This window comes from Herbaspirillum sp. CF444, assembly GCF_000282135.1.
Classification (GTDB): Bacteria; Pseudomonadota; Gammaproteobacteria; order Burkholderiales; family Burkholderiaceae_D; genus Herbaspirillum.
In genome coordinates, this window is the sequence record NZ_AKJW01000116.1 from 29,676 (window position 1) to 56,675 (window position 27,000).

Consider the following 27,000-nt stretch of genomic DNA (forward strand, 5'->3'; position numbering starts at 1 on the left):
GTGTTTCTCCTATTTTCTGTCGCGCGGATCGAGCACGTCGGCCAGTCCGTCGCCTAATAAATTCAAGGCCAGCACCGTCACCACGATGGCGATGCCGGGAATCGTGGTGATGTACCAGTCGGTGCGGATCACTTCGCGGCCGGAACCGACCATGTTGCCCCAGCTCACCGCGTTGGGATCGCCCAGGCCGAGGAAAGCCAGGCTGGATTCGGTGAGGATGGCGGTGGCCACCATCAACGAGGTCGACACCAGGATCGGCGTCAGGGTGTTGGGCAAAATGTCGCGCAGCATGATGCGCAGATCGGTCGCGCCAAGCGCGGCGCTGGCCTGCACCATGTCGCTGTGACGCAGCTTGAGCACTTCGGCGCGCACCAGCCGCGCCAGGCTCGGCCAGGCGGTCACGCCGATGGCCAGCGCAATCGTCAGCAAGGTCGGTTGCACCACGGCGACGATCGCCAGCGCAAACAGGAAGGAGGGAATGGTCTGGAAAAATTCCGTCACGCGCATCAGGACCGCATCGGCAAGGCCGCCGTAATAGCCGGCCAGCAAGCCGCCGCTCACGCCCAGCAGCAGCGCCAATAAGGTCGAGACGACGGCGATCAGCAGCGACACGCGCGCGCCGTGAAAGATGCCGCTCAGCAGATCGCGGCCCAGCATGTCGCTGCCCAACAGATGCGCCGCGTCGACGCCGGGATGCAGGAAGGGCTCCGCCACCATGTCCAGCGGATCGCCGGGAAACAGCCACGGCGACGACACCGCCATCAGCACGACCACCAGCAACAGCACGCCGCCGACCAGCGCCGACGGCGAACGCAGCAGGCGACCGAACCAGCCGCGCGTGGTCGGTGCGGCGATCAGGCTGGCGGGTGCGTCAGCGGTATTCAACGCCAGCGTGGAAACAAGTTCGCTCATTGCAGATTCTCTTTCGGACAATTCAGGCAAAACGAATGCGCGGATCGAGGCGGGTGTAGACGAAGTCGACCACCCAGTTCACCACGATCACGACGATGGAGCTGCACAACAAAATGCCGAGCAGCAGGTTGAAGTCGCGCTGGAACAGCGCCTCGAACGCCAACCGCCCCAGGCCGGGCCACGAGAACACGGTCTCCACCAGCACCGCGCCGCCGATGATGGAACTGACCTGCACGCCCAGCATCGTGACCAGCGGCAGCAAAGCATTCCTCAGCACATGCGCGAACAGCACGCGCGGCGGCCGCGCGCCCTTGGCGACGGCGGTGCGTACGAAATCCTGGCGACGCACCTCGACCATGGTCGCGCGCATCAGGCGCGTGTAGACCGCCATGTAGAACAGACCCAGCGTCACCGCCGGCAACACCAGATGGCGCGCCACGTCGACGATGCGGGCCCAGCCGGTATAACCGGCCTCGATCGTGAACATGCCGCCCACCGGCAGCCAGTCAAGCCAGACCGAGAACACCACCACCAGCATCAGGCCGATCCAGAACAGCGGCGTGGCGAAGAACACCAGCGCCAATGTCGAGATCACCACGTCGGCGATCTTGCCGGCGCGGTAAGCGGCAATCGCGCCCAGCGTCGCGCCTGCGACAACGGCAAACAGAATGCTCGCCCCCATCAGCAGCAAGGTGGCCGGCACGCGCTCGCCGATCAGTTGCGCCACCGGCATGCCATGGCGGAAGGAATAGCCGAGATTGAAGTGCGCGAGGTTAAGGATGTACTTCCAGAACTGCACCAGCAGCGGCTGGTCGAGACCGAACTGCGCGCGCAGCGCCGCCATGTATTCCGGCGTCGCCGCCCCGGCCTCCCCGGCCAGCACCTGGGCGGCATCGCCCGGCGCCAGGCGCAGCAGGAAGAAGTTGATGACGGCCACGCCGAGCGCCACGCTGACCAGTTGCAACAGGCGGCGCACGACGACATTTCCGATCTTCATTTGACGGCCTGTTGCGTGGATGGCGAAACAGCTTGCGTCGCGTTGGCGACCTTGGGCGCGCTGTCGAACCAGGCGTTCTTGAGCGAGCTGTAGATCTGATCGACGCCGGTGACGGTGTCCTTCAGATTGGATGCCTGCACGGTGAAGAAGTGCAGCTCAAGCAGCGGGATCGACGGCAGGTCGGCCTGCACGCGTTGCTGGAATTTCTTGAACAACGCGACGCGTTCGTTCTGGCTGGCCGAGGATTGCGCCTGTTCGATCAGCTTGTCGGCCTCGGCGCTGCGGTAACCCGAGCCGTTGCTCCATGGGATGTTCTTGCCGACCGAATCGCTCCAGTAAGCACGCGTGACGCCCACCAGCGGATCGGCAAAGCCGGCGAACCACACCACCGACAGGTCGTAGTCGCGGTCGCCGTAGATGCGCTTGGTGTAAGTCGGCGTGTCTTGCGCGCGCACATTGACCTCGATGCCGATGCGTTTCAGGGCCTGCTTGATGTATTCGCCGCTGCGCTTGTAGTCGTCGCCGTAAGGCAGGTAGTCGAGGTTGATGCGCAGGCGGGTGCCGTCGGCGCCGCGCTTCAGGCCGGCTTCGTCGAGCAGTGCTTCGGCCTTCTTCGGGTCGTAGCCGTATTTCGGCACGTCGTCGGTGTGAAATTGCTTGAGCGTCGACACCACCGGGCTGACCGCCGGTTTGCCGAAGCCGTACCAGACCACCTTGTTGAAAGCGTTCAGGTCGATCGCATAGGCCAGCGCCTGGCGCACGCGCACATCTTTGAAATAAGGACGGTCGACGTTGACATCGAGGAACAGCCACGGCGAGATCCAGTCGTAGCCGCGCGTCTCCAGCTTCAGCCCGGGCAGCTTGGCGAGGCGCTCGGCATCCTTCAAGGGCACCGGCGAGAACGGCGCGTACTGCGCTTCGCCCTTCTCCAGCGCGGCGGCGCGCGCGCCGGCGTCAGGCACGACCTTGAAGATGATCTTGTCAAGGTAAGGCTTGCTCACGCCCTTGCTCCCGACGCTACTTTTATCCCAGTAGTTGGGATTGCGCTCCAGGGTGATGTAGTTGCCGCGGCTCCATTCCTTGAACACGAACGGGCCGGTGCCGACCGGCTTGTTGTTGTAGGGATTGTTGAGGATGTCGGTGCCTTCGTACAGATGCTTGGGCAGCACTTGCGCGCCGTTGCTGTTGAGCGAGCTCAACACGGCCAGCGAGGGTTCGCTGAAACGGATGATGACGGTGTAGTCGTCCGGTGTGTCGACGCCGGTGACGGTGCCGAAGATGATCTGGTTGCGCGGGTGGAACTTCTTCCAGACGTTCTCCAGCGTCCATTTGACGTCGGCCGAGGTGAACGGTTTTCCGTCATGCCACTTCACGCCGTGGCGCAGATGGAAGGTCAGCGTCTTGCTGTCCTTGGAAACGTCCCAGCTTTCCGCCAGCGCCGGACGCAGCTTGAAGTCGTTGTCGTATTCAATCAGCCCGTCGAACACGTTGGCGCTGAAGAAGCCGGTCGGCGCCGCCGTGTTCAATGCGGACGTCAGGATCACCGGCTCGGGCTGGATGATGGCGGTCAGCGTGCCGCCGCGCGTCTGCGCAAAGGCATGCGCGGTGAAAGCCAGCGCGATGGCAGCAGCAGCGGTGGCCGCCAGCAGTTTGAATACAGTCTTGTTCATGTTGTGTTTTCCCTCGGTATTTTTATTGCCCGGCTTTCGCCAGGTTGGCGTTGGCCGGCTCCAGCCACGCGTTTTTCAGCGCCCCCTGCGACTGGTCGCCATCCTGCGTGATGCCTTTGAGACGCGGCGAGTGCACGGTGAAGAAATGCAGTTCGATCAGCGGCAAGGTCGGCAATTCGGTCTGGGTGATCTGCTGGAATTTCTTGAACAGCGCAATGCGCTCGGCCTGGGTAGGCGCACCCTGCGCCTGTTCGATCACGCGGTCGACTTCCGGATTGCTGTAACCCGAGCTGTTGGTCCAGGGAATGTTCTTGCCGACCCAGCCCGACCAGTACATGCGCGTCAGGCCGATCTGCGGATCGGGAAAGGAAGCATTCCAGGTGATCGCGGTATCGAAGTCGCGGTCGCCGTAGACGCGCTTGGTGAAGGCCGCCGTGTCCTGGCTGCGGATGTTGACTTCGATGCCGACGCGCTTGAGCGACTGCTTGAGGTATTCGGCGGTGCGGCGATAGTCGTCGCCGTACGGCAGGTAGTCGTTGCTGATGGCGAAGCGCACGCCGTCGGCGCCGCGCGGGAAGCCGGCTTCATCGAGCAGCGCTTCGGCCTTCCTGATGTCGTAGGGATAACGCGGCACGGTGTTGTCGAAGAACTGCGACAAGGTCGTCGGCACGATGCTGACCGACGGCTTGCCATAGCCGTACCAGACTACCTTGTTCAGGCCTTCCAGATTGGCCGCGTGGGCAATGGCGCGGCGCACGCGCACGTCTTTCAAATACTTGTTGTTGAGGTTGTAGTCGAGGTAGAGCACCGGCGAGGACCACTGGTAGCCGTTGGTTTCGACCTTGACCTTGCCGGAGTCGGCCAGGCGTTGCGCTTCCTTCGGCGGCACCGGGCTGAACACGGCGTACTGGGCGTCGCCGTTTTCCAGCATTGCAGCACGCGCACCAGCGTCAGGTACGACCTTGAAGATGATCTTATCGAGGTAGGGCTTGCCCCCGCCGTTACTCTTATCCCAGTAGTTCGGATTGCGCTCCAGCGTGATGTAGTTGCCGCGGCTCCATTCCTTGAACACGAACGGGCCGGTGCCGACCGGCTTGTTGTTGTTCGGATTGTTGAGGACGTCGGTGCCTTCATACAAGTGCTTCGGCAATACCGGCGCGCCCCAGGAATTGAGCGTCGACAGCAAGGCCAGCGACGGCTTGGTGAAGCGGAAAATGGCGGTATTGACATCCGGCGTATCGACTTGCGTCAGATTGACGAGGATGGCCTTGTTGCGCGGATGGATGGTCTTCCACACGTTTTCCACCGACCATTTGACGTCGGCCGAGGTGAACGGTTTGCCGTCGTGCCACTTGACGCCCTTGCGCAAATGGAAAGTGATGGCAAGGCCGTCCTTGGACACTTCCCAGCGTTCGGCCAACTGGCCGTGCGGCTTGAGATCGTTGTCGTAGGACAGCAGGCCGTCATAGACGTTGGTGGCGATCAGCGAAGTCGGTTGTGCAGTATTGACGGCGCCGGTCAGCGTGACCGGTTCCGGCTGGACGATGGCGACCAGCGTGCCGCCGGATTTGGGCGTCTGCGCTGCAGCGATGAAAGGCAGCGACGCCAGCACCAGTGCGGAAATCAAGGAAGTCGTGAGGCGATTGTGCATGATGTCTTTTTTTGTTGTGTGGACGGCGAAGTCAACGGAGAGCCCCTCAGATCGCGCCGTGGCGCGGCGGCTTCTTGTCGTTGAGGTAGTAGTTGCCGATGGCGTGATACTTCCAGCGCACCGGATCGTGCAGCGTATGCGTGCGGGCGTTGCGCCAGTGGCGATCGAGGTTGTTTTCGGCCAGCGTGGATTGCGTGCCGGCCAGTTCGAACAGCTTGCTGCCGGCGGCCAGCGAAACGTTGTTGGTCAATACGCGCGACTCGGCGACCGCGATCGATGCGGCGGCGACGGTATCCGCCGTGGGATTGACGGCGGCCAGATCGACCTTCAATCCGGCGCGATCCACCAGCGCTTCGGCGGCGTGCAATTGCACGGTCAGGTCGCCGACTTCGCGGATGGTCAGCGGATCGTCGCCGGCGCGTTCGACGCCACTGTCGATCCATGGCCGCGAGCGCGTCGAAACGAAACGGATCAGGTCCTTGTAGGCGGCACGCGCGATGCCGAGGTCGATCGCCGCATGCAGGATCTGCGCGAGCGGACCCACCGTGGTCGGACGGTCGAAGGAAGCCTGGAAACCCAGCACGGCATCGGCCGAAACGCGCACGTTGTCGAAGATCGCAGAACCGCTTCCGGTGGTGCGCTGGCCGAAGCCCGACCAGTCGTCGACGATGCTCAGGCCTTCCGCATCGCGCGGCACCAGGGCCAGTTGCTGCACGCCGTCGTCGTCGATGGCCGAGGTCGGCACCCAGTCGGCGTAGAGTGCGCCGGTGGCGTAGAACTTGCGGCCGTTGATGCGGTAACCATCGCCGTCTTTAGTGTCGTCTTTGCTCAGGCGCGTCTTGCGCTCCGCGGAGTTTTTGGTGCCGATTTCCGCCAGCGCGTTGCCGAAGCGGTCGCCCTGCAAGACACGGTCGAAATAGAAGCGCTTTTGCGCGTCGCTGCCGTTGACGCGGATGATTTCGACGGCATAAAAATGGTTTTGCGGAATCTGGCCGAGCGAGCCATCGGCCTCGGCGATGATCGCCGTCACCTGCGCCAGCGTGACGTTGGAGACGCCGGCGCCGCCGTATTCCTTCGGCACGGTGATGCCCCACAAACCCGAGCGGACATAACGTTCCAGTTCGGCCCACGGCAGGCGGCGTTCACGGTCGCGCTCGGAGGCTTCGCGCGCCAGTTCTACGGCCAGTTTGTGTGCGACTTCGATAGCCTCGGCGTCGTCGCGGATCCTGGCGACAAGACGCGGCTCTGCGGAACCTGATGGCGCATCGGAGGATGCGATGGCAATGGCGGGATGACTCATGATGTGTGCTTTCGATGAAAATGACCGGCCGGTTCAGGACCAGTTATGGCGCGGCGGCGGCGTGTCGTTGAGGTAGTAGTTGCCGACGGCGTGATACTTCCAGCGCACCGGATCGTGCAGCGTGTGCACGCGCGCGTTGCGCCAGTGGCGGTCCAGATCGTGTGCCGACAGGGTCGACTGCGTACCGGCCAGTTCGAACAGTTTTTCGCTGGCATGCAGCGCGATTTCGGTCGTCAGCACTTTGGCCTCGGCCACGGCGACCGAGGCTTGCGCCATTTGTTCGTAGTCGATCGGCAGCGGCAGATTGTCGAGCGTGCGGGCAGCGCGTTCGAGCAAGGCATCGGCGGCATGCAGGCGAATCTTCAGGTCGCCGATCTGATTGATCGTCAGCGGATCGTCGCCGGCGCGCTCGACGCCGCTGTCGGCCCAGGGACGCGAACGCTGGCGGATGAAGGCAACCGCATCGTCGACGGCCGCATGCGCGATGCCGGCGTCGATGGCGGCCTGGATCAGCTGCGCCACCGGTCCGATGTTGTTGGGTTGTTGCGCCAGTTGATGCAGCGGCACGATGTGTCCGGCAGATACGCGTACGTTGTCGAAGACGACGGTGCCGCTGGCGGTGGTGCGCTGGCCGAAGCCTGACCAGTCGTCGACCACGCTCAAGCCCGGCGCATGGCGCTCGGCAAAAACAAACACGCCCTTGCCTTCCTCGTCGAGCGCGCGCGTCGGCACCCAGTCGGCGTACAGCGCGCCCGTTGAATAGAAGCGCGTGCCGTTGAGCAGGTAATCGGGGCTGCCCGGATCCTTGCTGATGCGCGTGCGGACGTCGAGCACGTTCTTGCTGGTGCGCTCGGGACCGGCGTTGCCGAAGCGGGCGCCTTTCAGTACTTCACCGTAGAAATAGTGTTTCTGGCTTTCGCTGGCCGTCTGCGCCAGCACGTTCAGAATACCGAAATGATTTTGCGGGATCTGGCCGATGGAGGGATCGGCGGCGGAGATGATCTTGACGACTTCAGCCAGCGTCACCCACGACGCGCCAATGCCGCCGTATGCCCTGGGCACCGTGATGGCCCACAAGCCGCTGGAAGAAAAACGCTCGATCTCCGCATGCGGCAAGCGGCGCTGCCGGTCCCGCTCGGCGGCTTCCGCGGCGAAATCCTGGGCCAGCTTGCGAGCTGTATCCAGCGCTTCTGTTTCACTGAGGATGCGGTGCGCCGGCGCACGGGACGTAGAGACGGCTGCGCCCGCGATCGATTTTTCGATGACCGCTGACATGATGGATGGCTCCGCGAGATTGACCGCATTGCCGCAGAGGGCGGCAAGCGCAGACAAGATTAGCAATGGGCCATTAAATCAAAGTCCTTGTTTTTACAAAACGAAGTATTTCGCATTTCCTAGTTCAAAAATTGCATGAACAGGGATGCCTCTCCTGCGTTCAGGTCTCGGCCCAGAGTCGTAAAAGATTGTGATAATGCCCTGCCAGAACGACGGTCTCTTCGCTGTCGCCATGCCGCCGGCGCAATGCATGGATGGCCTGGTCGAGTTCGAACAGCATGCCGCGCCGGTGATCGTCACGGATCATGCTTTGGGTCCAGAAAAAGGCGCTGACGCGGCAACCGCGCGTCACGGCGGTGACTTCGTGGCGGCTGGTGGAGGGATACAGAATCAGATCGCCGGCCGGCAACTTGACCTCGTGCGCGCCATAGGTGTCGTGCACGACCAGTTCGCCGCCTTCGTAATCATCGGGTTCGCTCAGGAACAGCGTGGACGACACGTCAGTGCGCAATTGATGGCCGGTATCGGCAACCATGCGCACCGCGCCGTCGATATGTACGCCGTATTCTTCGCCGCTTTCATAACGATTGAACAGGGGCGGCATGGTGCGTGCCGGCAAAGCAGCCGCGAAGAACGTCGGATTGGCGGCCAACGCGGCCGTGACGATGCCGCCCAGCTCTTTTGCCTGAGGCTGGTGCTCCGGCAATTGGCGATTGCGCTTGACGCGTGCGCCTTGCGAGCCGACCGTGGCACGGCCGTCGGTCCAATCGGCAGCGTCCAGCCTGGTGCGCAACAGCGCTACCTGCTCCGCAGTCAAGACACGAGGAATGTGCAGCAACACAAAATAACTCCTTGTAAAGAATGGCGCAGGAATCGGAATCGGAATCGGAACCGGAACCGCAAACGCCCGCCCCGCGTTCCGGCGTTTTCCGGCTGCGGGGCGAGGAAGATCAATAAGCCAGGTTCAGACTGAGTCTGGCGGAACGCTCGGCGCCGGGAATGTAGCGCGTGCCGCTGTTGTTGAGGGAGGCAACGTAATGCTCGTTGGTCAGGTTGTAAAGGTTGAGCTGTATGTTGACGTTCTTGTTGAGCTGATATGCCGCCATGGCGTCGGCCACCCAGTAGCTTTGCGCGTAGGGAGTATTGGTGGTCCCGCCGATGGTGGTGCTGGCGGTGCGCGCCATGGCGTCGACGTAACGCACGCCGCCGCCGATGGTGAAGCCCGACGGCAGCAAGTAGGTGCTCCACAGCGTCATCGTCTTTTTTGGCGAGAAACTCATCGCGGCGTTGTTCTGATTACTGGTGGCGGACGCGTTGGTGGTGCCGCTCGACACTTTGGCGTTCATCCATGCCGCGCTGGCGTTGACCGACCAACCCGAAGTGATTTCACCGGAAGCCGACAGCTCGAGACCGTCTACGCGCTTCTTGCCGTTTTGCACATACAGATTGCTGGTGACGGCGTCCTGCGTGATCTCGTTGCTGACCTCCGTACGGAACAATGCCGCCGACACCAACAGTTTCTTGTTGAAGACTTCCCACTTGGTGCCCACTTCCGTCGTGCTGGTTTTCTGCGGCGCGAAATTGGGATTGTCGGCGCTGCTGCCGTTGGTGCTCAGGGCAAACGCGGCGCCGCCCGGCGGTTGCTGCGATGTGGCATAGGCGGCGTAGATGCTGCCATTGGACGCGGGTTTATAAAGTGCGCCGATTTTCCAGTTCAGCAAGCTGCCGTTCTTGCCGAGCGTGGTGGGCACCAGCGTGCCGACGGGCAGGCCCGGATTGCTGGCGGTGGTCGATACGGCGACACCGTTGAAGTCGGTGCTGTAGCGATCGAGCCGCAGACCGCCGTTGATCTGGAAGGACGGCGTCAGCTCCAGGGTGTCGAACAGATACGCGCCGATGGTGTTGGTGGCGCCCTGGTTGCGGCCGCCGCTGGGCTGGATCGATACGCTCGCCGGCGCATAAGGATTCGGTGCATACAGATTGGCCGCCGCAAGCGCAGGGCCGGCATAGAGAATCGTTGTCTGTTTTTCACGAATGAACTCCAGCCCCGTCGTCATGGCGTGTTTGACGGACCCGGTGCTGAATTTGATAAGGGCATTGGTCTGGTTGGTGAAGATCTCGTTTTCCTGATCCCTGGTTTGCAACACCCGGCTTACCGTCCAGTTGGCCGGATTGACATTGCTGCCATCGACGGTGAACGGGCTGCCGATCAGATAATTCTGTTTGGTCTTGCCGTAGCGCGTCGTGTTGCGGATCGTCACGTCGGCGCTGAGATCGTGTTCAACAATCGCGGTGAACATGTCGGAGGTGCTTTTGTCGTAGTCGCCGGCCATGCCGTAGTAGTTGCTGCCCGCCACCGGAGCAGTGCTCTTGCCTGCCGTCGTGGCATTGTAAAAGCCCGGCGCGCCGATGGTCGGGATGCCGGCATCTGGCACGTTGTCGCGGTCGAGATGGAGATAGTTGAACAGCATCCGCGTCGGCGTGCCGAGGCCGAAGGCGAACGACGGCGCGATGCCCCAGCGATTGTTTTCCACACGGTCGCGGCCGGGCACGCCGCTGTCCTGCTTGAGCAGGTTGAGCCGGAATGCCGCGCCGTTGAGTCCGTCGAGGTGCCTGTTGAGGTCGGCGGTAAGGCGTTTATTGTCGCCGGTGCCGTAGGTTGCCGTGCCGGAATAAGCGTTCTCCAGCGTCGGCTGCTTGGTCACCATGTTGATGTAACCGGTCGGCGCGCCGCGGCCGTTGTCGGCGCCGGCCGGTCCTTTGACCACTTCGACCTGCTCGATGTTGAACAGGTCGCGCGAGACGCTGCCGAGGTCGCGGATGTTGTCGACGAAGATGCTGTTGGCGGTGCTGAAACCGCGCATGAAGATGGAATCGCCCGTTGCGGTGCTGCCGTTTTCGCCGGTATTGAAGGTGCCGACGCCGGCGCTGTTCTGCAGCGCTTCGGTCAGCGTGGTCGCCTGTTGCGATTGCAGCAACTCCTTCTTGATGACGGTGATGGTTTGCGTGGTGTCGACCAGCGGCTGCGTGAATTTGGGCGAACTGATGCGCTCGGCCTTGTAGGACTCGTTGCGTTCCTTGACTTCGACCGGCGGCAAATTGCCGTCGTTCTGTTGCGCCGAAACATTGAACGGCGCGGCCAGCGCCAGCGTCGAAGCGGTGATGGAAGCGCCCAGCGAAGCGCGCAAGTTAAGTGGACGGCCGGCGGCGCCGTGTTTTCTGCTCTTGATGTAAATGGACATTGAATTTCCCAGTGATAAGTAAGTGACGGTCAGCGCCGACCTCCGGATGACGCAATTCGGCAGGACTGACTGGCTGGCTGGGAAAAAGATGGGCGGGCTGCCGGATCGAACGGGATATCTTGTTGCTGTGGTCGGCGCAGCGAATATAGTTTTGGCTCCGGTTGAATGCAACGCATTCGGGCACGGCGATGCAGATATTCCGGTTTCCTTGATATCCGCCAATTCACTTCTCGAAACTGGTCGGCAGAGGCGACGAGTTGTCTCGGGATTTTTATCGTTCGCTAAAGAAGCGGCGGCATGCTTTTGTACGGCCGGAACGCAGGCGTACAATAAACAAATGAGCGAAACCATTATTTCCCTGACGGAACTGGAAGAAGCAATCAACTACTGGCGCATCCAGCGTCCCGCCACCGGCGAGGAATGCGCCTTGTCGCCCGAAGTCAATGCGCTGGCCGACGTCTATGCGGTGATGATCATCGAGCGCACCCACGCCGTCGACCTTGACGCCGTCGGCAAGGAAGCGCGCCAGCTGATCGATGCCTGGCGCAAGATACGGACGCCGCAAAACGCCTGAATGTCGGGTTGCGGCTCGCTTGTCATATTTGTGGCGTATGATTTTTATCAGTTGCTGCGTTGAACAATTTGGATAATGCGCAGTCTGCTGTATTCCAACCGCAAGGACCAAGATGCGACGCAAACCCGCAGTAAGCCCTTCCCCGCCCTCCGTATCCACTGAACGCAAGCACCGCATTGCACTGGTGCTGCAAGGCGGCGGCGCCCTCGGCGCCTACCAGGCCGGTGTTTATCAAGCCATGCACGAAAACAACCTGACGCCGGACTGGGTGGTCGGCACCTCGATCGGCGCCATCAACGCCGCCATCATTGCCGGCAACGAACGCGAATTCCGCATCCAGCGCCTGCGTGAATTCTGGGAAAGCGTCTCTCACGCCGACCTGGTCAACCTGCAGCAAGTCCCCGACGCCACGCGCCAGCTGGCGACCTGGATGACCACCATGGACACCTTCGCGCGCGGCGTGCCGGGGTTTTTTACTCCCCGCTCCTTCAGCCCGTTCGCCATCGGCTTGCCGGTGCCGCCGGAAGAGGCCAGCTTCTACAACACCGAGGAACTGCGCGCAACGCTCAACAAATACGTCGATTTCGACTATCTCAACAACAAGGATGTCGGCATCCGGCTGACCGTCAGCGCCGTCAAGGTGACCTGCGGCACGCTGGTCAAGTTCGACACCAACAATCAGCCGATCAGCGCCGACCACGTGATGGCCAGCGGCGCGCTGCCGCCCGGCTTTGCCCCGGTGCGCGTCGACGGCGACCTGTACTGGGATGGCGGTCTGTATTCGAACACGCCGCTGGAAGCGGTACTCAACGACGAGCCGCGCCAGGACACGCTATGCATGATGGTCGACCTGTGGCATGCCGACGGCCCCGAACCGCGCACCTATGAAGAAGTCCAGACGCGCCAGAAAGACGTCACCTTCGCCTCGCGCTCGCAGCGCCATATCGAGGCCTATCTGAAGCAATACCAGTTGCGCAAGCTGGCGCGCGAGCTGTACGAGCGGCTGCCTGCGGACCTGCGCCAACCCGGCGACCGCAAGCAACTGGCCGAACTCGGCGCCGATACCACGATCCATATCGTGCGGTTGCCGTATGCGGGGCGCGACTGGAACATGGCGTCCAAGGACGTCAACTTCTCGCGCGGCTCGATCGAGTGGCGCTGGGAGCAAGGCTATCAGGATGCCATGCGCGGTATCGAAGTGAGCCATGGTTGCCCGTTCCAGGTGTCGGACACCGGCGTGGTGGTGCATGAGCTGCCGCCCCTGGTGGAAGTGACCACCGGCTGATGCCGGCCGGCGGCGTAGGTAATTAACGCTGTGCAATAACAGATTGTGTTGTTAAAATTGCAATTTCCATCATTTTTGTGCGGCGCACAAAAAGTTCTTGACCTCACCAAATAAGTGCGTAAAATAGTATTTGTTGCGGCGCACAAAAATAGTTTTTCGAGACCGAAGCCGCCAATCGTCAACTGTTTTTGAAACCAAAGGAGAAGTCCATGTTTTCGTACCAAGATCAATTTTCCGCTGCAACCAAGACCCATTTCCAAGCTCAACTGGATCTGATCAACACACTGACCACCAAGACTTTCGAAGGTCTGGAAAAGATTGTTGAACTGAACCTGAGCGCCGCCAAGGCATCGCTGGAAGAGTCCGCCGCCACTGCGCAACAATTCGCCTCCATCAAGGATCCGCAAGAACTGCTGGCCCTGGCGCAGGCACAAGCCCAACCGACAGCAGAAAAGGCAGCCGCTTACGGCCGTCATCTGGCCAGCATCGTGTCGGCTACCCAGGCTGAACTGACCAAGGCAACCGAAGCGCAAGTCGCCGAAACCAGCCGCAAAGTCAGCGCCCTGGTCGACGAAATCGCCAAGAACGCCCCAGCCGGTTCGGAAAACGCCGTGGCTCTGCTGAAGTCGGCCATCGGCAACGCCAACGCCAGCTACGAGCAATTGACCAAGAACACCAAGCAAGCCGTGGAAACACTGGAAGGCCACCTGAGCAACGCGGCCAAGCAATTCACGCAAGCTGCTGAAAAGACCACCAGCCGCAAGAAGTAATCCGTAGCAATGCTACGGCGCAGTCGTCAGACTGCTGCTGCACACTCCGGACGGACCGCCTATGCGGTCCGTTTTTTATTGCCCGCTCCGCGCATTGCCCTGCCGCTTCCTTCCCCCGCATTTACGCCAATCCGGCCGCAACTCATTTACACTCGGATTCTCACAAATCGAGAATTCAATTTTCAAATATGAGAAAAATGAGGAATCATCCGGCCATGAATTCCGTCGCCGCCACGCCGCAAGCACCCGTCGTCGCCACCAGCGAGCGCTCGCTCATGGTGCTGTCCGTCATCGCCCGATACGGCAAACCGATCGCCGTGCGCAAGCTGAAAGAGCTGACCGGCTTGCCGCAAAGCACGCTGTACCGACACCTGCTGCCGCTGAAAAAATGGGGTCTGGTGCAGGAACAGGACAACTTTTACGCGCCCGGCCCTTTGAGCGTGCAACTGGCCTGGGGCTTCGACCATACCTCCTATCTCGTCAGCAACGCCCGGCCGGAAATGCTGCAACTGGCCAAGAAATGCGGCGAAAGCGTCGGCCTGATGGTCGCCGTCAACGACCAGGTGACCTGCCTGGACATGGTCGAAAGCGAACAATCGCTGCGCTGCTCGTTTTCCAAAGGCCGCTCGCATCCGCTGTCGCGCGGCGCCTCGGCCAAGGCGGTGCTGGCGCAATTGCCCGTCGCCATGGCCGACAACATCGTGCAGCGCCAGTTGCACGGCCAGGACGACGACATCGCCCGCCTGCAAAAAGAACTCGCCGCCATCCGCGCGCAGGGTTATGCGGTCAGCGAAAGCGAAGTCGACTTGGGTGTGTGGGGCGTGAGCGCTCCCGTGTTTTACAAACCCGGCCAGGCGGCCGGGGCCATTACCCTGATGGCCCCGGCAATCCGGGTCGAAGAGCGGCAGCGCGAGCTGATTGCCGCCACGGTCCAGGCCGCCGCCGCCATCAGCGAACGTCTTTCCTTGTTTTAAAGCAGCAGTTTCCAGCAGTCATCAGAACCATTCATCCGAGGGAGAAACCATGATCCACCGCCGTCGCTTTGCCAGCATGCTTGCCGTCAGCCTTGTTTTCAGTTTCGCCGCCAGTGTCATTGCCGCACCGGCCTCCGCCCAGACCGTCGACGTCATCCGCGTCGCCACCGACGCCACCTTTCCGCCCTTCGAATTCTTCAAGGACGGCAAGCGCACCGGTTTCGACATCGAACTGATCGAACTGCTGGCCAAGACCATGCACAAGAAAGTCGAATGGACCGACATCGATTTCAAGGGCCTGATCCCCGGTCTGGTGTCGCGCCGCTTCGACGTTGCTTCTTCGGCGATCTACATCACCGAAGAACGCCGTCGCGTAGTCAACTTCACCGATCCTTACTACCCGGGCGGCCTGGTGGTGCTGACCAAGGCCAGCAATACCGCGATCAAGCAGCCGTCGGACCTGGCCGGCAAGAAAGTCTCGGTACAGGTCGGCACCAAGTCGGCCAACTACCTGAAGGAGTACTACCCGCAAGCCGAGCGCATCGAAGTCGAGAAGAACCAGGAAATGTTCAACCTGGTTGAAATCGGCCGCGCCGACGCCGCCGTCACCGGCAAGCCTGCCGCCATCGAATACGCCAAGACCCGTCCCGGCATGAAGGTGCTGGACAAACAAGTCAGCGTCGAACTGTACGGCTACGCCGTGCGCAAGGACCTGCCGCAACTGACCGAAGAAATGAACGCCGCGCTCAAGAAGGTCAAGCTCGACGGCAGCTACGACAAGCTGGTGCAGAAGTGGTTGTCGTCGGCCAAGTAATTCGACAGCAACGCAATTCAATAAAAAAACAGACGTAAGGAGAACAGATGAGCCTGGATTTTTTGCCGGTGCTTGAAGGCTGGCCGGACCTGCTGCATGGCGCAATCGTCACGGTGGAAATCACCGCCATCTCGTTGGTGCTGGGTTGCATGCTCGGCCTGCTGGTCGGCCTGGGGCGGCTCGACCGCAGCAAGCGCGTGCGCTACGGCATCTGTACTGCTTACGTCACCTTCATCCGCGGCACGCCGCTGCTGGTGCAATTGTTCCTGCTGTTCTTCGGCCTGCCGCAGTTCGACATCCTGCTGCCGGCCTTCTTGTGCGGCGTGCTCGGACTCGGTATTTATTCCGGCGCCTATGTCTCCGAAATCGTGCGCGGCGCCATCCAGTCGATCGACAAGGGTCAGATGGAAGCGGCGCGCTCGCTGGGCATGTCGTCCGGCAAGGCGATGCGCACCATCATCCTGCCGCAGGCCGTGGTGCGCATGATTCCGCCGCTGGGCAACGAGTTCATCGCGCTGATCAAGAACTCGGCGCTGGTGTCGCTGCTGACCATCGCCGATCTGATGCACGAAGGCCAGAAGATCATCAGCGTGTCCTACCGTTCGCTGGAAGTCTATATCGCGGTTGCGCTGGTGTATCTGGTGCTGACCAGCCTTACCAGCATGGCCCTGCAACGGGTCGAGAAACACCTGCGCGCAGGAGGAGCCGTCTGATGCAGCCGTCCACGACATCGCCCATGATCAATATCGCCAAACTCGGCAAATCCTTCTCCGGCCATCGCATCCTGCACGGCATCGACCTGGAAGTCGCCGCCTCGCAAGTGGTCGTCATCATCGGCCCCAGCGGCTCCGGCAAGAGCACGCTGCTGCGCTGCTGCAACGGACTCGAAGTCGCGGAAGAAGGCAACATCTCCATCTGCAACCAGGACCTGCTGGTCGACGGCAGGATGATCGCCGACCACGCCCTGAACGATCTGCGCACGCAGGTCGGCATGGTGTTCCAGTCGTTCAACCTGTTCCCGCATTTGTCGGTGCTGGAAAACGTCACGGTCGGTCCGCGCAAGATCCGCGGCACGCCGAAGGACGAAGCCGAAACCCTGGCGCGCAGCCTGCTGGCCAAGGTCGGACTGGCCGCCAAGGCCGATGCCATGCCGGCCACGCTGTCGGGCGGGCAGAAGCAGCGCGTGGCGATTGCGCGCGCACTGGCGATGCAGCCGAAAGTCATGCTGTTCGACGAACCGACCTCGGCGCTCGATCCGGAACTGGTCGGTGAAGTGCTGCAAGTGATGAAGGCGCTCGCCAACGAAGGCATGACCATGATCGTGGTCACGCACGAAATGGGTTTCGCGCGCGAAGTAGCCGACGTGGTGGTGGTGATGGACCAGGGCCGCATCGTCGAGGCCGGCAAGCCCGACCAGATTTTCGTCAATCCGACGCAGGAGCGCACACGTAGCTTCCTGCAAGCCGTACTGACCCGCAACAATTCATCGGCTCCGGCATCGACGGCCGCATAAGATAGCGACAGACAAGAAAAAACATGGATCACTCACTCTGGAACGGCCGTCTCGACCATGACAGCGCAGGCGACACACGGCGCCTGCATCAACTGGTGCGCCCCTTCGACAACGGCATCAGGAACGGCGGCGCGCTGATCGGCTTCGCGTCCGATGAAGGCGTGCGACGCAACCACGGCCGCGTCGGCGCGGCGCAAGGTCCGGACGCCATCCGCCGCATGATGGCCAACCTGCCGGCGCATCGCATCGACGCCCTGGCCGACGCCGGCAACATCGATTGCCACGACGGCGACCTGGAACAGGCGCAGCAACGCCTGGCCGCCAAGATCGCCGACGTCAAATCGCAAGGCGCGTTTCCGCTGGTGCTGGGCGGTGGCCATGAAGTGGCTTACGGCACCTTCCTCGGCATCATGCGCCATTTCGGCAAGGCCATGGCGCAGCGCAAATTGCTGATCGTCAATTTCGACGCTCACTTCGACCTGCGCGAAGCCGAACGCTCGACCTCGGGCACGCCGTTCAAGCAAATGGCGGAATGGTGCGAATGGGCCGACGTCGAATTCCACTACCTCTGCTACGGCATCAGCCAGCTCGGCAACACGCCCGCGCTGTTCAAGCGCGCGCGGCAACTGAATGTGGACTACGTCATGGACACCGACGTCGCGCTCGGCAGCCTCAACACGCTCAATGCACAACTCCATGTGCGGCTGCAACAGGTCGACGACGTCTACCTGACCATCGACCTCGATGTGCTGCCCGGCGAAAAGGCGCCCGGCGTCTCCGCCCCGGCGGCTTACGGCATGGCGCTGGAAAAAATCGAACGACTGGTGAGCACCATCAAGGCCAGCGGCAAACTGGCTGCGGCCGACATCGCCGAGTGCAATCCGGTCTACGACCGCGACGGCATGACGGCCAAGGTCGCTGCCCGACTGGCGCACCTGATTCTGCAACCCGTATAAGCCTCCGGAACCCGTCCTATACTGCTTTCATGTCCCTCCTGATCCCACAATCCAAGCAACGCCTGATGCGCTGGAAAAACGGCGGCGGCATGACGTGCGAAATCATGCGTTTTCCGGAAGACAGTTCACTGGAATCGTTCGACTGGCGCGTGAGCGTCGCCACGGTGCAGCAAGGCGGCGCGTTCTCGCCGTTTCCTGGCGTCGACCGCTCGCTGGCGGTGCTGGAAGGCAAAGGCATCGCGCTCGACATCGGCGGCGTCTCGCAGACACTGACGCCGCGCGATCCGGTCTTGCGCTTTGACGGTGCGACCACCGTCCATTCCACGCTGATCGGCGGCGGCATCGTCGACTTCAACGTCATGACGCGTCGCGCCGCTTTCTCCCACACGGTGGAACAAATCACCGTCATACAGCAGACAGCGCTGCCGATGCATGGCGATGCGGTGTTGATCTATGTGGTCAACGGCAGTTGCAGCCTGTCGGATGAGAACAAGCTGCATGCCGGCGATGCGGTGATGCTTACGGCGGAAGAGAAGCATTGCATCGTCGACGCCAGCGCCGCGGAACTGATGCTGGTGCGGCTATACCGGACAGCCGGTCAGCGCCACGCTGCATGACTGCCGTTGCAGGCGTGATGCGCGACGTTTCCGTCGGATAGATCGTTTCCTGCCCGCGCAAGCTGCCGGGCAAGCGGACAGTTGATCGACCGCCAACGTCGGCAACATCGCCCGAAGATGACATTTTTGTCATCCAAATATCATGATAATGACCGGTTGGATGCCTAGAATGGTTTTTCCTCCATCCATCGGTCCCTACAATGAATATCTCCCATCCAAAGCGCCTTCGCGGTGCGATAGTATCGATTCTTGTATCCACCCTCGCCGGCGGCCTCATCCATTCTGCAGCATTTGCGCAGACGCCCGCACCGACCGGCGTACGCGGCACCATCGTCTCGGCAAGCGGCGACAATCTCGTCGTCAAGACCAACCGCGGCGTCGAACAGACCATCAAACTGGACAAGGACACCCGCGTCGCGGCGATCTCCATCGCCCGCATCGAAGACATCAAGCCCGGCAGCTATATCGGCACCGCCGGCATTCCACAACCGGACGGATCGCAAAAAGCGTTGGAGGTGCATGTGTTTCCACCAGCGATGGCCGGCACCGGCGACGGTCACCGTCCGTTCGACCTGGCGCCCAACAGCACCATGACCAACGGCACCGTCGGCGATGTGGTCGCCAGCAACGGCCGCACGCTCACGCTCAAGTACAAGGGCGGTGAAAAGAAAATCGTGGTGCCGGAAGACGTGCCTATCGTCAACATCGAAGCGGGCGATCGCTCCCTGCTGGTGGTCGGCGCCAAAGTAGTGGCGCGCTCCCGCAAGAATCCGGACGGCAGCCTGACGGCAGTGTCCGTCAGCGCAGGCAAGAACGGCGTCACGCCGCCGATGTAAGAAGGCCCCGTGAGCCCCATGATGCGCAAGTCCATCCTGTTGCACCCGCTGGCGGTCCGCGTCGCGCACTGGCTCAATGCGTTCGCCATCGGCTGCATGCTGATGAGCGGTTGGGCCATCTACAACGCCTCGCCGATCTTCGGCTTCAGGTTTCCGGCATGGGCCACCCTGGGCGGATGGCTGGGCGGCGCCATTGCCTGGCACTTCGCGGCGATGTGGCTGCTGGTGGCCAACGGCTTGTTCTATCTGCTTTACGGGGTGCTCAGCGGACACTTCCGCCGGCATTTCCTGCCGCTGCACGCGCGCGACGTGATGGCCGATGCACGCCAGGCGTTGCGCATGCAACTGCCGCACCGGCCGGGCATCTACAACGCCGTCCAGAAGTTGCTGTACTGGGCGGTGATCGCATTGGGCGTGCTGGCGGTACTGTCGGGACTTGCCATCTGGAAGCCGGTACAACTGGAGATCCTGAGCAATCTGTTCGGCGGTTTCGACTTCGCGCGCAAAGTGCATTTTTCCGCCATGGCGGGGATCGCGGCGTTTGTCCTTGTGCATCTGCTGCTGGTGGTGCTGGTCCCCAAAACCCTGCTTCCCATGGTGACCGGCCGGGGACGTTCGACAGAGCATGCGGAGAATACGCCATGAGCCGGCAAGACGACAAATCCTCGCGCAAACCTGCCGGCATCCGCCTGGCGGATCACCGCACGGCGCTGGTCAAGCTGGAACGGCGCCTGTTCCTGCGTTCATCGCTGTCGGTGGGTGCGCTGTCGCTGCTGGCCGGCTGCGACCTGCAGGACAACGACCAGGTGGACAAGGTCCTGTGGGCCATGTCGCGCTGGAACGACCGCGTGCAGGCGGCACTCTTTCGCGGCGACAAACTTGCCCCGACCTATGCCGCGAGCCAGATCACCAATCCGTTTCCCTTCAATGCTTTCTACGATGAGGCCGACGCGCCCGACATCGATATCACGGACTGGCGGCTGGAAGTTTCCGGCCTGGTACGCGACAAAAAACCATGGACCGCAGAGCGCCTGCGCGCCCTGCCGCAGGTCGCGCAGATCACCCGGCATATCTGCATCGAAGGCTGGAGCGCCATCGGCCAGTGGTCGGGCGTGCCGTTGAAATTATTTCTCCAGGCGGTGGGGGCCGACATGTCGGCAAAGTATGTCGGTTTCAAATGCGCAGACCGCTACTACTCCAGCCTGGACATGCCGACGGCGCTGCATCCGCAGACCATCCTGGCGCTGGACTTCGGCAAGGAACCGCTGCCCACGCCTTACGGCTTCCCGCTCAAGGTGCGGGTGCCGACCAAGCTGGGATTCAAAAATCCCAAGCACGTCATCGCTCTCCACGTCAGCAACGAGAATCCCGGCGGTTACTGGGAAGACCAGGGTTACAACTGGTTCAGCGGCGTCTGATGGTTGATTACTGCGCCGGAGCGCCGACGATGGCCAGCGCCACCGCTTCGGCGATCTTGATGCCGTCGATGGACGCCGACATGATCCCGCCCGCATAACCGGCGCCTTCGCCGGCCGGATACAAACCCTTGGTATTGAGACTTTGCAGCGTGTCGTCGTCGCGGCGGATGCGCACCGGCGACGAGGTGCGCGTCTCGACGCCGGTCAGCACCGCATCGTGCATGGCGTAGCCGCGGATCTGCTTGTCGAAGAACGGCAAGGCTTCGCGGATTGCATCAATCGCGTAGTCGGGCAAGGACGGGCCGAGGTCGCCCAGCAACACACCCGGCTTGTACGAAGGAATCACGCTGCCGAGCTGGGTCGACGGCTTCTTCGCCAGGAAATCGCCGACCAGTTGGCCCGGCGCATCGTAGTTGCGGCCGCCCAGTTCGTAGGCGCGCGATTCCCATTGACGCTGGAATTCGATGCCCGCCAGCGGATGGCCCGGATAATCGGCCGGCGAAATGCCGACCACGATGCCGCTGTTGGCGTTGCGTTCGTTGCGCGAATACTGGCTCATGCCGTTGGTGACCACGCGCTCCGGTTCCGAGGTCGCCGCCACCACCGTGCCGCCCGGACACATGCAGAAACTGTAGACCGAACGGCCGTTGGAAGCATGATGCACCAGCTTGTAATCGGCCGCGCCGAGGATGGGATGGCCGGCGCTGGGGCCGAAGCGGCATTTGTCGATCAGCGATTGCGGATGTTCGGCGCGGAAGCCGATCGAGAACGGCTTGGCTTCCATGTAGACGCCGCGGTCGTACAGCATCTGGAAGGTGTCGCGCGCACTGTGGCCGATGGCCAGCACGACGTGATCGGCTGCGATGTGCTCGCCGCCGGCCAGCGTCACGCCGCGCACCTGGCCGTCTTCGATGACGATGTCGTCGACCTTTTGCTCGAAGCGGAATTCGCCGCCCAGCGCGACGATCTTTTCGCGCATCAGCTGCACCATCTTCACCAGACGGAAGGTGCCGATGTGCGGTTTGCTGACGTACATGATTTCCGGCGGCGCGTCGGCGGCGACGAATTCGGTCAGCACCTTGCGGCCGTAGTGTTTCGGATCCTTGACCTGGCTGTAGAGCTTGCCGTCCGAAAAGGTGCCGGCGCCGCCTTCGCCGTATTGCACGTTGGATTCCGGCTTCAGTTCGCGCTGGCGCCACAGGCCCCAGGTATCCTTGGTGCGCTCGCGCACGGTCTTGCCGCGTTCCAGGATCAGCGGATTGAAGCCCATCTCGGCCAGGATCAGCCCGGCGAAAATGCCGCACGGACCGGTGCCGATGACGACGGGACGCTTGCTCAGGCCGGCCGGCGCTTTCGCGACGAAATGATAATTGGTGTCGGGCGTCGGCACGATCGGCGACTTGTCCTTGAGGCTTTGCTTGCGCAAGACGGCGGCTTCATCGCGCACTTCGACGTCGACCGTGTAATTCAGAAGGATCGCCGATTTCTTGCGGGCATCGTAGCTGCGGCGAAACAGGCTCACGCTCAACAACTCCGCATCGGGCACGCCCAGGCGCGCCAGAATCGCCGCGCGCAGGTCGGCTTCAGGATGGTCGAGGGGGAGTTGTATTTCACTGATTCGCAGCATCTACTTCTTTCCATTGTTCATCGCCGCCTTGCCGCTGCACGCCTGCAGACAGTCTCCGGGGCAGCCGGCATTTTACTCTACCGCGGCGTGCCGACGTTCTCTGCGCGAGTTTGCGTAGGTTTGCAGGATGGCAACATGACAACAAAAACCCGCTTCGGCGGGAAGCGGGTCTTGTCGGCGGCCTGGATTTTTTACATCACCACTGAGACGCGTGCTCGTCCTGATAAGTCAAGGCGGTCTTGCGGCGCGAACAGCTTTCCCACACCGCGGTGAAGATCAGCACCGCCGTCGTCAGTCCGCCGACCATCAACAGGTCGGTGACGTGAGCGAACATGGCAAGGATCACCAGCAGCACCAGTCCGACGCTATGCGACAGCGGAAAGCGCCGGTACACGACCTTTTTGTAAACGGCGTTGCCGAACAAATACATGGCGGGTCCCGCAATCAGCACCAGCAGCGTGGTCGGCGCGATGCGCTGATCCGGATGCGCGATCACCAGCTCGTTGCCCACCGCAGACACGATGACGCCGGCGACGATGATCACGTGCACATAGTGAAAGTAGGCGCCGATGCGGCCGGGATCGTTGGAGAGCACGATGGCTTCGCTGCCGTCCTTGCTGCTGGTGTCGAAGTAGAGCCACCACATCGCCAGGCTGCCGACAAAGGTCACGATGAACGCGACCATGATCGGCGCGTCCCATTCGTGCGAATGCGCGATGGTGGCGCCGGTGATCAGCAAGGCCTCGCCCAGCGCGACGATCACGAACAACTGGCAGCGCTCGGCCAGGTGGCCGCCTTCGATGGTCCATTCCTGCGTGTCGGAGCGGCCCATGCCGGGCAAGGCGAAACCGGTCATCGGCGAGAAGTATTCACAGGCGACGGCAATGATCCAGAACAACAGGCGGTGTTCCTGCGACATGCCGCCGGCAATCCAGAACACGGCGGAAATCACCAGCCAGCCGAACATGCGGCGGAAGTTGGGCGTGAGCGCATGGCGCGAACCGAGGCAAACCAGCACGAACAGCGTGCGACCGACCTGGATGACGGCATAGGCGATCGCGAATACCAGGCCGCGTCCGGCAAAGGCATCGGGAATCGCCGCCGCCATCAGCAGGCCGACCAGCATGATGGCGAACAGCAAAATCCGGATCGGCAAGGTCTCCGGATTGAACCAGTTGGTGACCCACGAGGTGTATTGCCACGCCAGCCAGACCGCGAACCACAGGACCAGGGTTTCGACGGCGCCGTTGAGGGTGAGGTTTTCCAGCAGGCGGTGCGACAACTGGGTGACGGCAAACACGTAAATCAGGTCGAAGAACAACTCCACGAACGAGACCCGCGCTTCGTGGCCGTCGCGTATGCGCAGCAGACCGGTTTGCGATGGCTTCTTCATGATTTCCCTCCTGTGCGTGTTGACCGTGACAGTCGTATCGTCGCATGCGCGGCGCGGCAGGGACAAGGCAAGGACGGCGACGGCGGCAGGAAAGTGTGGCGGCAGTTGCGTATTTCTGACAATCGACTGGAGGAGAATCTGTTTCCGGCCATTTCCGTTCGGCGCAAGACGCAACGGACGGATACACAAAATTACAGTCTGTACATTTCAGCCGCTCTACATTGGAGCCATCGGTTGAGCAGACTTTAAACGGAACCGGTGACTCACCTCAAAACACGGAGCACATCATGAACTACAAGAACATTGTCCTGGCCATCTTGCTGACCACGAGCGCCGCATCGGCGATGCTGGCGGCGCCGGTCGCGCAAGCGCAGCCCGCAGCTCGGTAGATATCCGCATCGGCACGCCGCCGCCTCCGCCACGCTATGAACGCGTGCCGCCGCCGCACCGCGGCTATGTGTGGGCGCCGGGTTACTGGGCATGGGACGGTCATCGCCACGTCTGGGTCGGCGGCCATTGGGAACGCGTGCGCCGCGGCTACCACCACTATGCATCGCCCGGCTGGCATCAGGACCGCGACGGCTGGCGCTTCAATCGCGGCGGCTGGGAACGCTGATCCGGGAAACCTCGCCGGCGGCCTCTCGCCAAAAAGAAAAAGCCTGCATGATCGTCATGCAGGCTTTTTTATTGGAGCAAAGACGCAATCAATACAAGGTCGTCCCGACGCGTTCCGGCAAGGCGCTGTCATACGCCGCGCCATCGATGGCGGCCTGGCTGGCGTGCTCCAGAATCTGCCCCGGCGTCGGCAGACTGCCGCGTTCCACATGGCGCGAGACATCCCACAGCCCGGCGCGCGCCACCGCGCGCGAGCATTGAAAGAACACCGTCTCCACCGTGATCACCAGCACCACCTTGGGTTGCTTGCCGTCCACGGCATAGCGTTCCAGCAAGGCCGGATCGGTGCTGATGCGTGCACGGCCGTTGATGCGCAATGTCTCGCCCAGACCGGGAATCAGAAACAACAGCGCCACGCGCGGATCGGTGATCAGGTTGCGCAGGCTGTCGATGCGATTGTTGCCGCGACGTTCCGGGAGGATCAAGGTATTGGCGTCGACCACCTCGACAAAACCGCGCGGGTCGCCACGCGGCGAACAATCCAGGCCGTCCGGCCCGGACGTGGCCAGGGCAAGGAAAGGCGAAGCCGCGATCCATTGCCGGTAGTACGCGTCGATATGGTCGCGCTCCTTGACCAGCGAGGCCTGCGCCGGTTGTCCGAACAAGGCTTCCAGCACCTCGACGGAATCGATATCGAATTGATGGTCTGCCAACATGCAACTCTCCTTTGATGGTCTGAAATCCTGTGCGCCGGAATGATGGTCAGCGCGTATCCTGCCGATGTTCCTTCAACGCAAAACGTGCGGGATCCAGCAAGCTCAGCAAGTCCTTGCCGAGCGGCGCCGGCTCCCCTTCCAGATGGCAGGCCAGCACCTCGGCGGCCAGCGGCGCCCATATCAGGCCGCGCGACGCGTAGGCCAGCAAGCCATGCAACTGCGGCTGGCGCGGCACGGCCCTGAGTTGCAGTTCTCCCGCGTCGGCCAGCGCGGCCCTGTCCGGCAAGGCCCCGATCAATGGCAAACGGTCGGCCGACACGCAGCGAAATCCAACCCGGCCCGCCAAGGCCGCCTCTTCGGCAACCGACATCAATTTCCCCACCAGCGCCGGTTGCCGCAGCAATTGGCCGAGCTTGTCGAGATTGCCGCGATGGCTGTCGATGCGCGGCGCCGGATCGTCATCCTGATCGTAACTGGCGCCCACGCTGACCATGCCGTCGACGGCGCCGGTGACATAACCGTCGCCGCACAGCACAAAAGGCAAGTCCGGCAATACCGCCGCCGGCAAATGACTGACCTGGCCGCGGATGGCCTGCAAAGGCAAGGAATCGGCCTGCGCGAATCGCGTGGCATGCATGCCGTTCGCCAGAATCACGACCGGCGCCCGCGCGATCACCCTCCCGTCCGCATCGCAGACCTGCCACGCGTCGCCGACACGCAGCAAGGACGCCGCCGTTTGCCGGAAGTGCCGCTGCACGCGGTCGCCGCACGCCGCCAGCATCGCCTCGCACACGACCGCCGGTCGCAACCAGCCGCCCGTCGGGAAGAACCAGCCGCTGCCGGTCGTCATGCCCAGGCGAACACTGGCTTCGTCCGCCGGCAGCCATTGCGCATAGTCGGCGGAATAACGCCAGTGCTGCGCCGCCTGCTCGAAGGCTGCGGCCTGTTCGGCATCGCGCGCCACCTGCAGCACGCCACAGGCCTTGCCGGCCTCGCGTGTACTGTCGAACACGCCGCTGCGCGCCCAGACCTGCTGCGCAAACAGGAAAGCCGCACGCGTGAGCCGCGCCGTCGGATTGTCGTCGCGCGAAATCGTCGGCATGTAGACGCCGGCCAGATTGCCGGACGCTTCCTGCGCGGCTTGTGCATGCTGTTCGATCAGCGCCACCTGCCAGCCGCGCGCCGCCAGGCTTTCGCACGCAGCACTGCCGGCCAGGCCGGCGCCGATGACGATGGCGCGACGCTCAATCGACGGTGCTTCGTTCGACGAAAGCTGCCAGCGCGGCGCGAAATGCGCGGGTGTCAGTCCATCTTCGTTTTCACAAACAAAGCCTGCCTGTTGCCATTCCCGCCGTGCAAACGGCAACTCGCCCTGCGCCAGCACATGCGCCTGCGGCGCCGCCAGGCGACCCAGCCATTTCAGCAGTGCCGCGTTCCACGCCGGATCGCTGCGCAGCAGGAACAGATCGATACGCGCCTCCAACTGCGGCAAGCTGCTCGCCAGATCGCCATTGATCAGCGTCAGCACGAACTGCTTTCTCCCTTGCGTCAGAAAGAGCCGGTGATAACCCGGCACCTGCGGCGGCCAGAATAGCCTCAGTTGTTCAGGCAACGCAGGTTGCCAATGCGTCAGTTGCTCGCGCGTGGGCGGCTGCGGATCGATGACGAGGTAATGCAGACGCTCCGGCGCATCGGCGTCGGCATGCCATGCCGACCATGCTTGCAACAGTTGCGCGCCGTGGCCAAAGCCGTTTTGCAAGACGGTGAAATGGACGCGTCCCTGCCAGCGCTGCCGCAAGTCGGCGTCGTTGAAGTGGGGAAAATCCGGCGAAGATGGCGTCATGC

The 27,000-nt window shown here is 62.2% G+C and carries 25 protein-coding genes; 13 read left to right on the forward strand and 12 right to left on the reverse strand.

The genetic code is table 11. From position 1 onward, the window contains the following. Positions 1–9: 9 nt before the first annotated feature. From PMI16_RS23990 to PMI16_RS24025, 8 genes are all read right to left on the reverse strand, one after another. On the reverse strand, positions 10–912 hold the full coding sequence (locus PMI16_RS23990; RefSeq protein WP_007884435.1) for an ABC transporter permease: 903 nt from the start codon (positions 910–912) through the stop codon (positions 10–12). A gap of 22 nt (positions 913–934) precedes the next feature. Then, positions 935–1,909 carry an ABC transporter permease gene (locus PMI16_RS23995; protein ID WP_007884436.1) on the reverse strand — a complete coding sequence of 325 codons (975 nt, stop codon included), beginning with the start codon at positions 1,907–1,909 and terminating at the stop codon, positions 935–937. Next, the gene (locus tag PMI16_RS24000; RefSeq protein ID WP_007884443.1) at positions 1,906–3,579 is read right to left on the reverse strand and encodes an ABC transporter substrate-binding protein; all 1,674 of its coding nucleotides are present in this window, start codon (positions 3,577–3,579) and stop codon (positions 1,906–1,908) included. Before PMI16_RS24000 ends, PMI16_RS23995 begins: the two co-directional genes overlap by 4 nt. Positions 3,580–3,601: 22 nt before the next feature. Beyond that, the gene (locus tag PMI16_RS24005; RefSeq protein ID WP_007884444.1) at positions 3,602–5,230 is read right to left on the reverse strand and encodes an ABC transporter substrate-binding protein; all 1,629 of its coding nucleotides are present in this window, start codon (positions 5,228–5,230) and stop codon (positions 3,602–3,604) included. 46 nt (positions 5,231–5,276) lie between these two features. Next, the gene (locus PMI16_RS24010) at positions 5,277–6,530 is read right to left on the reverse strand and encodes an SfnB family sulfur acquisition oxidoreductase (protein WP_007884446.1); all 1,254 of its coding nucleotides are present in this window, start codon (positions 6,528–6,530) and stop codon (positions 5,277–5,279) included. A 33-nt stretch (positions 6,531–6,563) separates the two neighbouring features. Further along, complete coding sequence (locus PMI16_RS24015; protein ID WP_007884448.1) at positions 6,564–7,805, reverse strand: SfnB family sulfur acquisition oxidoreductase; 1,242 nt, start codon at positions 7,803–7,805, stop codon at positions 6,564–6,566. A gap of 160 nt (positions 7,806–7,965) precedes the next feature. Beyond that, the gene (locus PMI16_RS24020) at positions 7,966–8,646 is read right to left on the reverse strand and encodes a Fe2+-dependent dioxygenase (RefSeq protein ID WP_007884449.1); all 681 of its coding nucleotides are present in this window, start codon (positions 8,644–8,646) and stop codon (positions 7,966–7,968) included. Positions 8,647–8,755: 109 nt separating this feature from the next. Next, positions 8,756–11,047, reverse strand: coding sequence for a catecholate siderophore receptor Fiu (locus PMI16_RS24025; RefSeq protein WP_007884450.1), 2,292 nt, complete (start codon positions 11,045–11,047; stop codon positions 8,756–8,758). A gap of 337 nt (positions 11,048–11,384) precedes the next feature. On the opposite strand from PMI16_RS24025, the gene PMI16_RS24030 reads away from it, so the two are divergent. The 12 genes from PMI16_RS24030 (at position 11,385) to PMI16_RS24085 (ending at position 20,804) form a co-directional block, all read left to right on the forward strand. Beyond that, positions 11,385–11,621, forward strand: coding sequence for a DUF3717 domain-containing protein (locus PMI16_RS24030; RefSeq protein ID WP_007884451.1), 237 nt, complete (start codon positions 11,385–11,387; stop codon positions 11,619–11,621). A gap of 112 nt (positions 11,622–11,733) precedes the next feature. Further along, positions 11,734–12,906 carry a patatin-like phospholipase family protein gene (locus PMI16_RS24035; protein WP_007884452.1) on the forward strand — a complete coding sequence of 391 codons (1,173 nt, stop codon included), beginning with the start codon at positions 11,734–11,736 and terminating at the stop codon, positions 12,904–12,906. 209 nt (positions 12,907–13,115) lie between these two features. Next, positions 13,116–13,676, forward strand: a complete 561-nt coding sequence (gene phaP, locus PMI16_RS24040; RefSeq protein WP_007884453.1) for a TIGR01841 family phasin — start codon at positions 13,116–13,118, stop codon at positions 13,674–13,676. 215 nt (positions 13,677–13,891) lie between these two features. Beyond that, a complete protein-coding gene (locus PMI16_RS24045) occupies positions 13,892–14,650 on the forward strand; it encodes an IclR family transcriptional regulator (protein WP_007884454.1) in 759 nt (252 codons plus the stop codon). 49 nt (positions 14,651–14,699) lie between these two features. Further along, the gene (locus tag PMI16_RS24050) at positions 14,700–15,464 is read left to right on the forward strand and encodes a transporter substrate-binding domain-containing protein (protein ID WP_007884455.1); all 765 of its coding nucleotides are present in this window, start codon (positions 14,700–14,702) and stop codon (positions 15,462–15,464) included. 47 nt (positions 15,465–15,511) lie between these two features. Beyond that, positions 15,512–16,177 (forward strand): amino acid ABC transporter permease, encoded by a 666-nt coding sequence (locus PMI16_RS24055; protein WP_007884456.1) that lies wholly within the window; start codon positions 15,512–15,514, stop codon positions 16,175–16,177. Continuing rightward, a complete protein-coding gene (locus tag PMI16_RS24060) occupies positions 16,177–16,977 on the forward strand; it encodes an amino acid ABC transporter ATP-binding protein (protein WP_007884458.1) in 801 nt (266 codons plus the stop codon). Before PMI16_RS24055 ends, PMI16_RS24060 begins: the two co-directional genes overlap by 1 nt. Positions 16,978–17,000: 23 nt before the next feature. Further along, complete coding sequence (gene hutG, locus PMI16_RS24065; RefSeq protein ID WP_007884459.1) at positions 17,001–17,933, forward strand: formimidoylglutamase; 933 nt, start codon at positions 17,001–17,003, stop codon at positions 17,931–17,933. 29 nt (positions 17,934–17,962) lie between these two features. Continuing rightward, positions 17,963–18,550 carry a HutD/Ves family protein gene (locus PMI16_RS24070; protein WP_007884460.1) on the forward strand — a complete coding sequence of 196 codons (588 nt, stop codon included), beginning with the start codon at positions 17,963–17,965 and terminating at the stop codon, positions 18,548–18,550. A gap of 200 nt (positions 18,551–18,750) precedes the next feature. After that, on the forward strand, positions 18,751–19,386 hold the full coding sequence (locus PMI16_RS24075) for a hypothetical protein (RefSeq protein WP_007884461.1): 636 nt from the start codon (positions 18,751–18,753) through the stop codon (positions 19,384–19,386). Positions 19,387–19,404: 18 nt separating this feature from the next. After that, on the forward strand, positions 19,405–20,031 hold the full coding sequence (locus PMI16_RS24080) for a cytochrome b/b6 domain-containing protein (RefSeq protein WP_443134904.1): 627 nt from the start codon (positions 19,405–19,407) through the stop codon (positions 20,029–20,031). Continuing rightward, positions 20,028–20,804, forward strand: a complete 777-nt coding sequence (locus PMI16_RS24085; protein ID WP_007884464.1) for a molybdopterin-dependent oxidoreductase — start codon at positions 20,028–20,030, stop codon at positions 20,802–20,804. Before PMI16_RS24080 ends, PMI16_RS24085 begins: the two co-directional genes overlap by 4 nt. A gap of 7 nt (positions 20,805–20,811) precedes the next feature. On the opposite strand, the gene PMI16_RS24090 is transcribed toward PMI16_RS24085, so the two are convergent. After that, the gene (locus PMI16_RS24090) at positions 20,812–22,431 is read right to left on the reverse strand and encodes an NAD(P)/FAD-dependent oxidoreductase (protein ID WP_007884466.1); all 1,620 of its coding nucleotides are present in this window, start codon (positions 22,429–22,431) and stop codon (positions 20,812–20,814) included. A gap of 196 nt (positions 22,432–22,627) precedes the next feature. Continuing rightward, the gene (locus PMI16_RS24095; protein WP_007884467.1) at positions 22,628–23,824 is read right to left on the reverse strand and encodes a low temperature requirement protein A; all 1,197 of its coding nucleotides are present in this window, start codon (positions 23,822–23,824) and stop codon (positions 22,628–22,630) included. A gap of 433 nt (positions 23,825–24,257) precedes the next feature. Here PMI16_RS24095 and PMI16_RS26605 point away from each other — a divergent pair, with 433 nt between their 5' ends. Next, positions 24,258–24,440 carry a YXWGXW repeat-containing protein gene (locus PMI16_RS26605; RefSeq protein ID WP_051994722.1) on the forward strand — a complete coding sequence of 61 codons (183 nt, stop codon included), beginning with the start codon at positions 24,258–24,260 and terminating at the stop codon, positions 24,438–24,440. Between the two features lie 88 nt (positions 24,441–24,528). On the opposite strand, the gene PMI16_RS24105 is transcribed toward PMI16_RS26605, so the two are convergent. Both PMI16_RS24105 and mnmC read right to left on the reverse strand, forming a co-directional pair. After that, complete coding sequence (locus tag PMI16_RS24105; protein ID WP_007884471.1) at positions 24,529–25,155, reverse strand: pyridoxamine 5'-phosphate oxidase family protein; 627 nt, start codon at positions 25,153–25,155, stop codon at positions 24,529–24,531. A gap of 46 nt (positions 25,156–25,201) precedes the next feature. After that, positions 25,202–26,998 carry an FAD-dependent 5-carboxymethylaminomethyl-2-thiouridine(34) oxidoreductase MnmC gene (gene mnmC / locus PMI16_RS24110; protein ID WP_007884473.1) on the reverse strand — a complete coding sequence of 599 codons (1,797 nt, stop codon included), beginning with the start codon at positions 26,996–26,998 and terminating at the stop codon, positions 25,202–25,204. Positions 26,999–27,000: the final 2 nt, after the last annotated feature.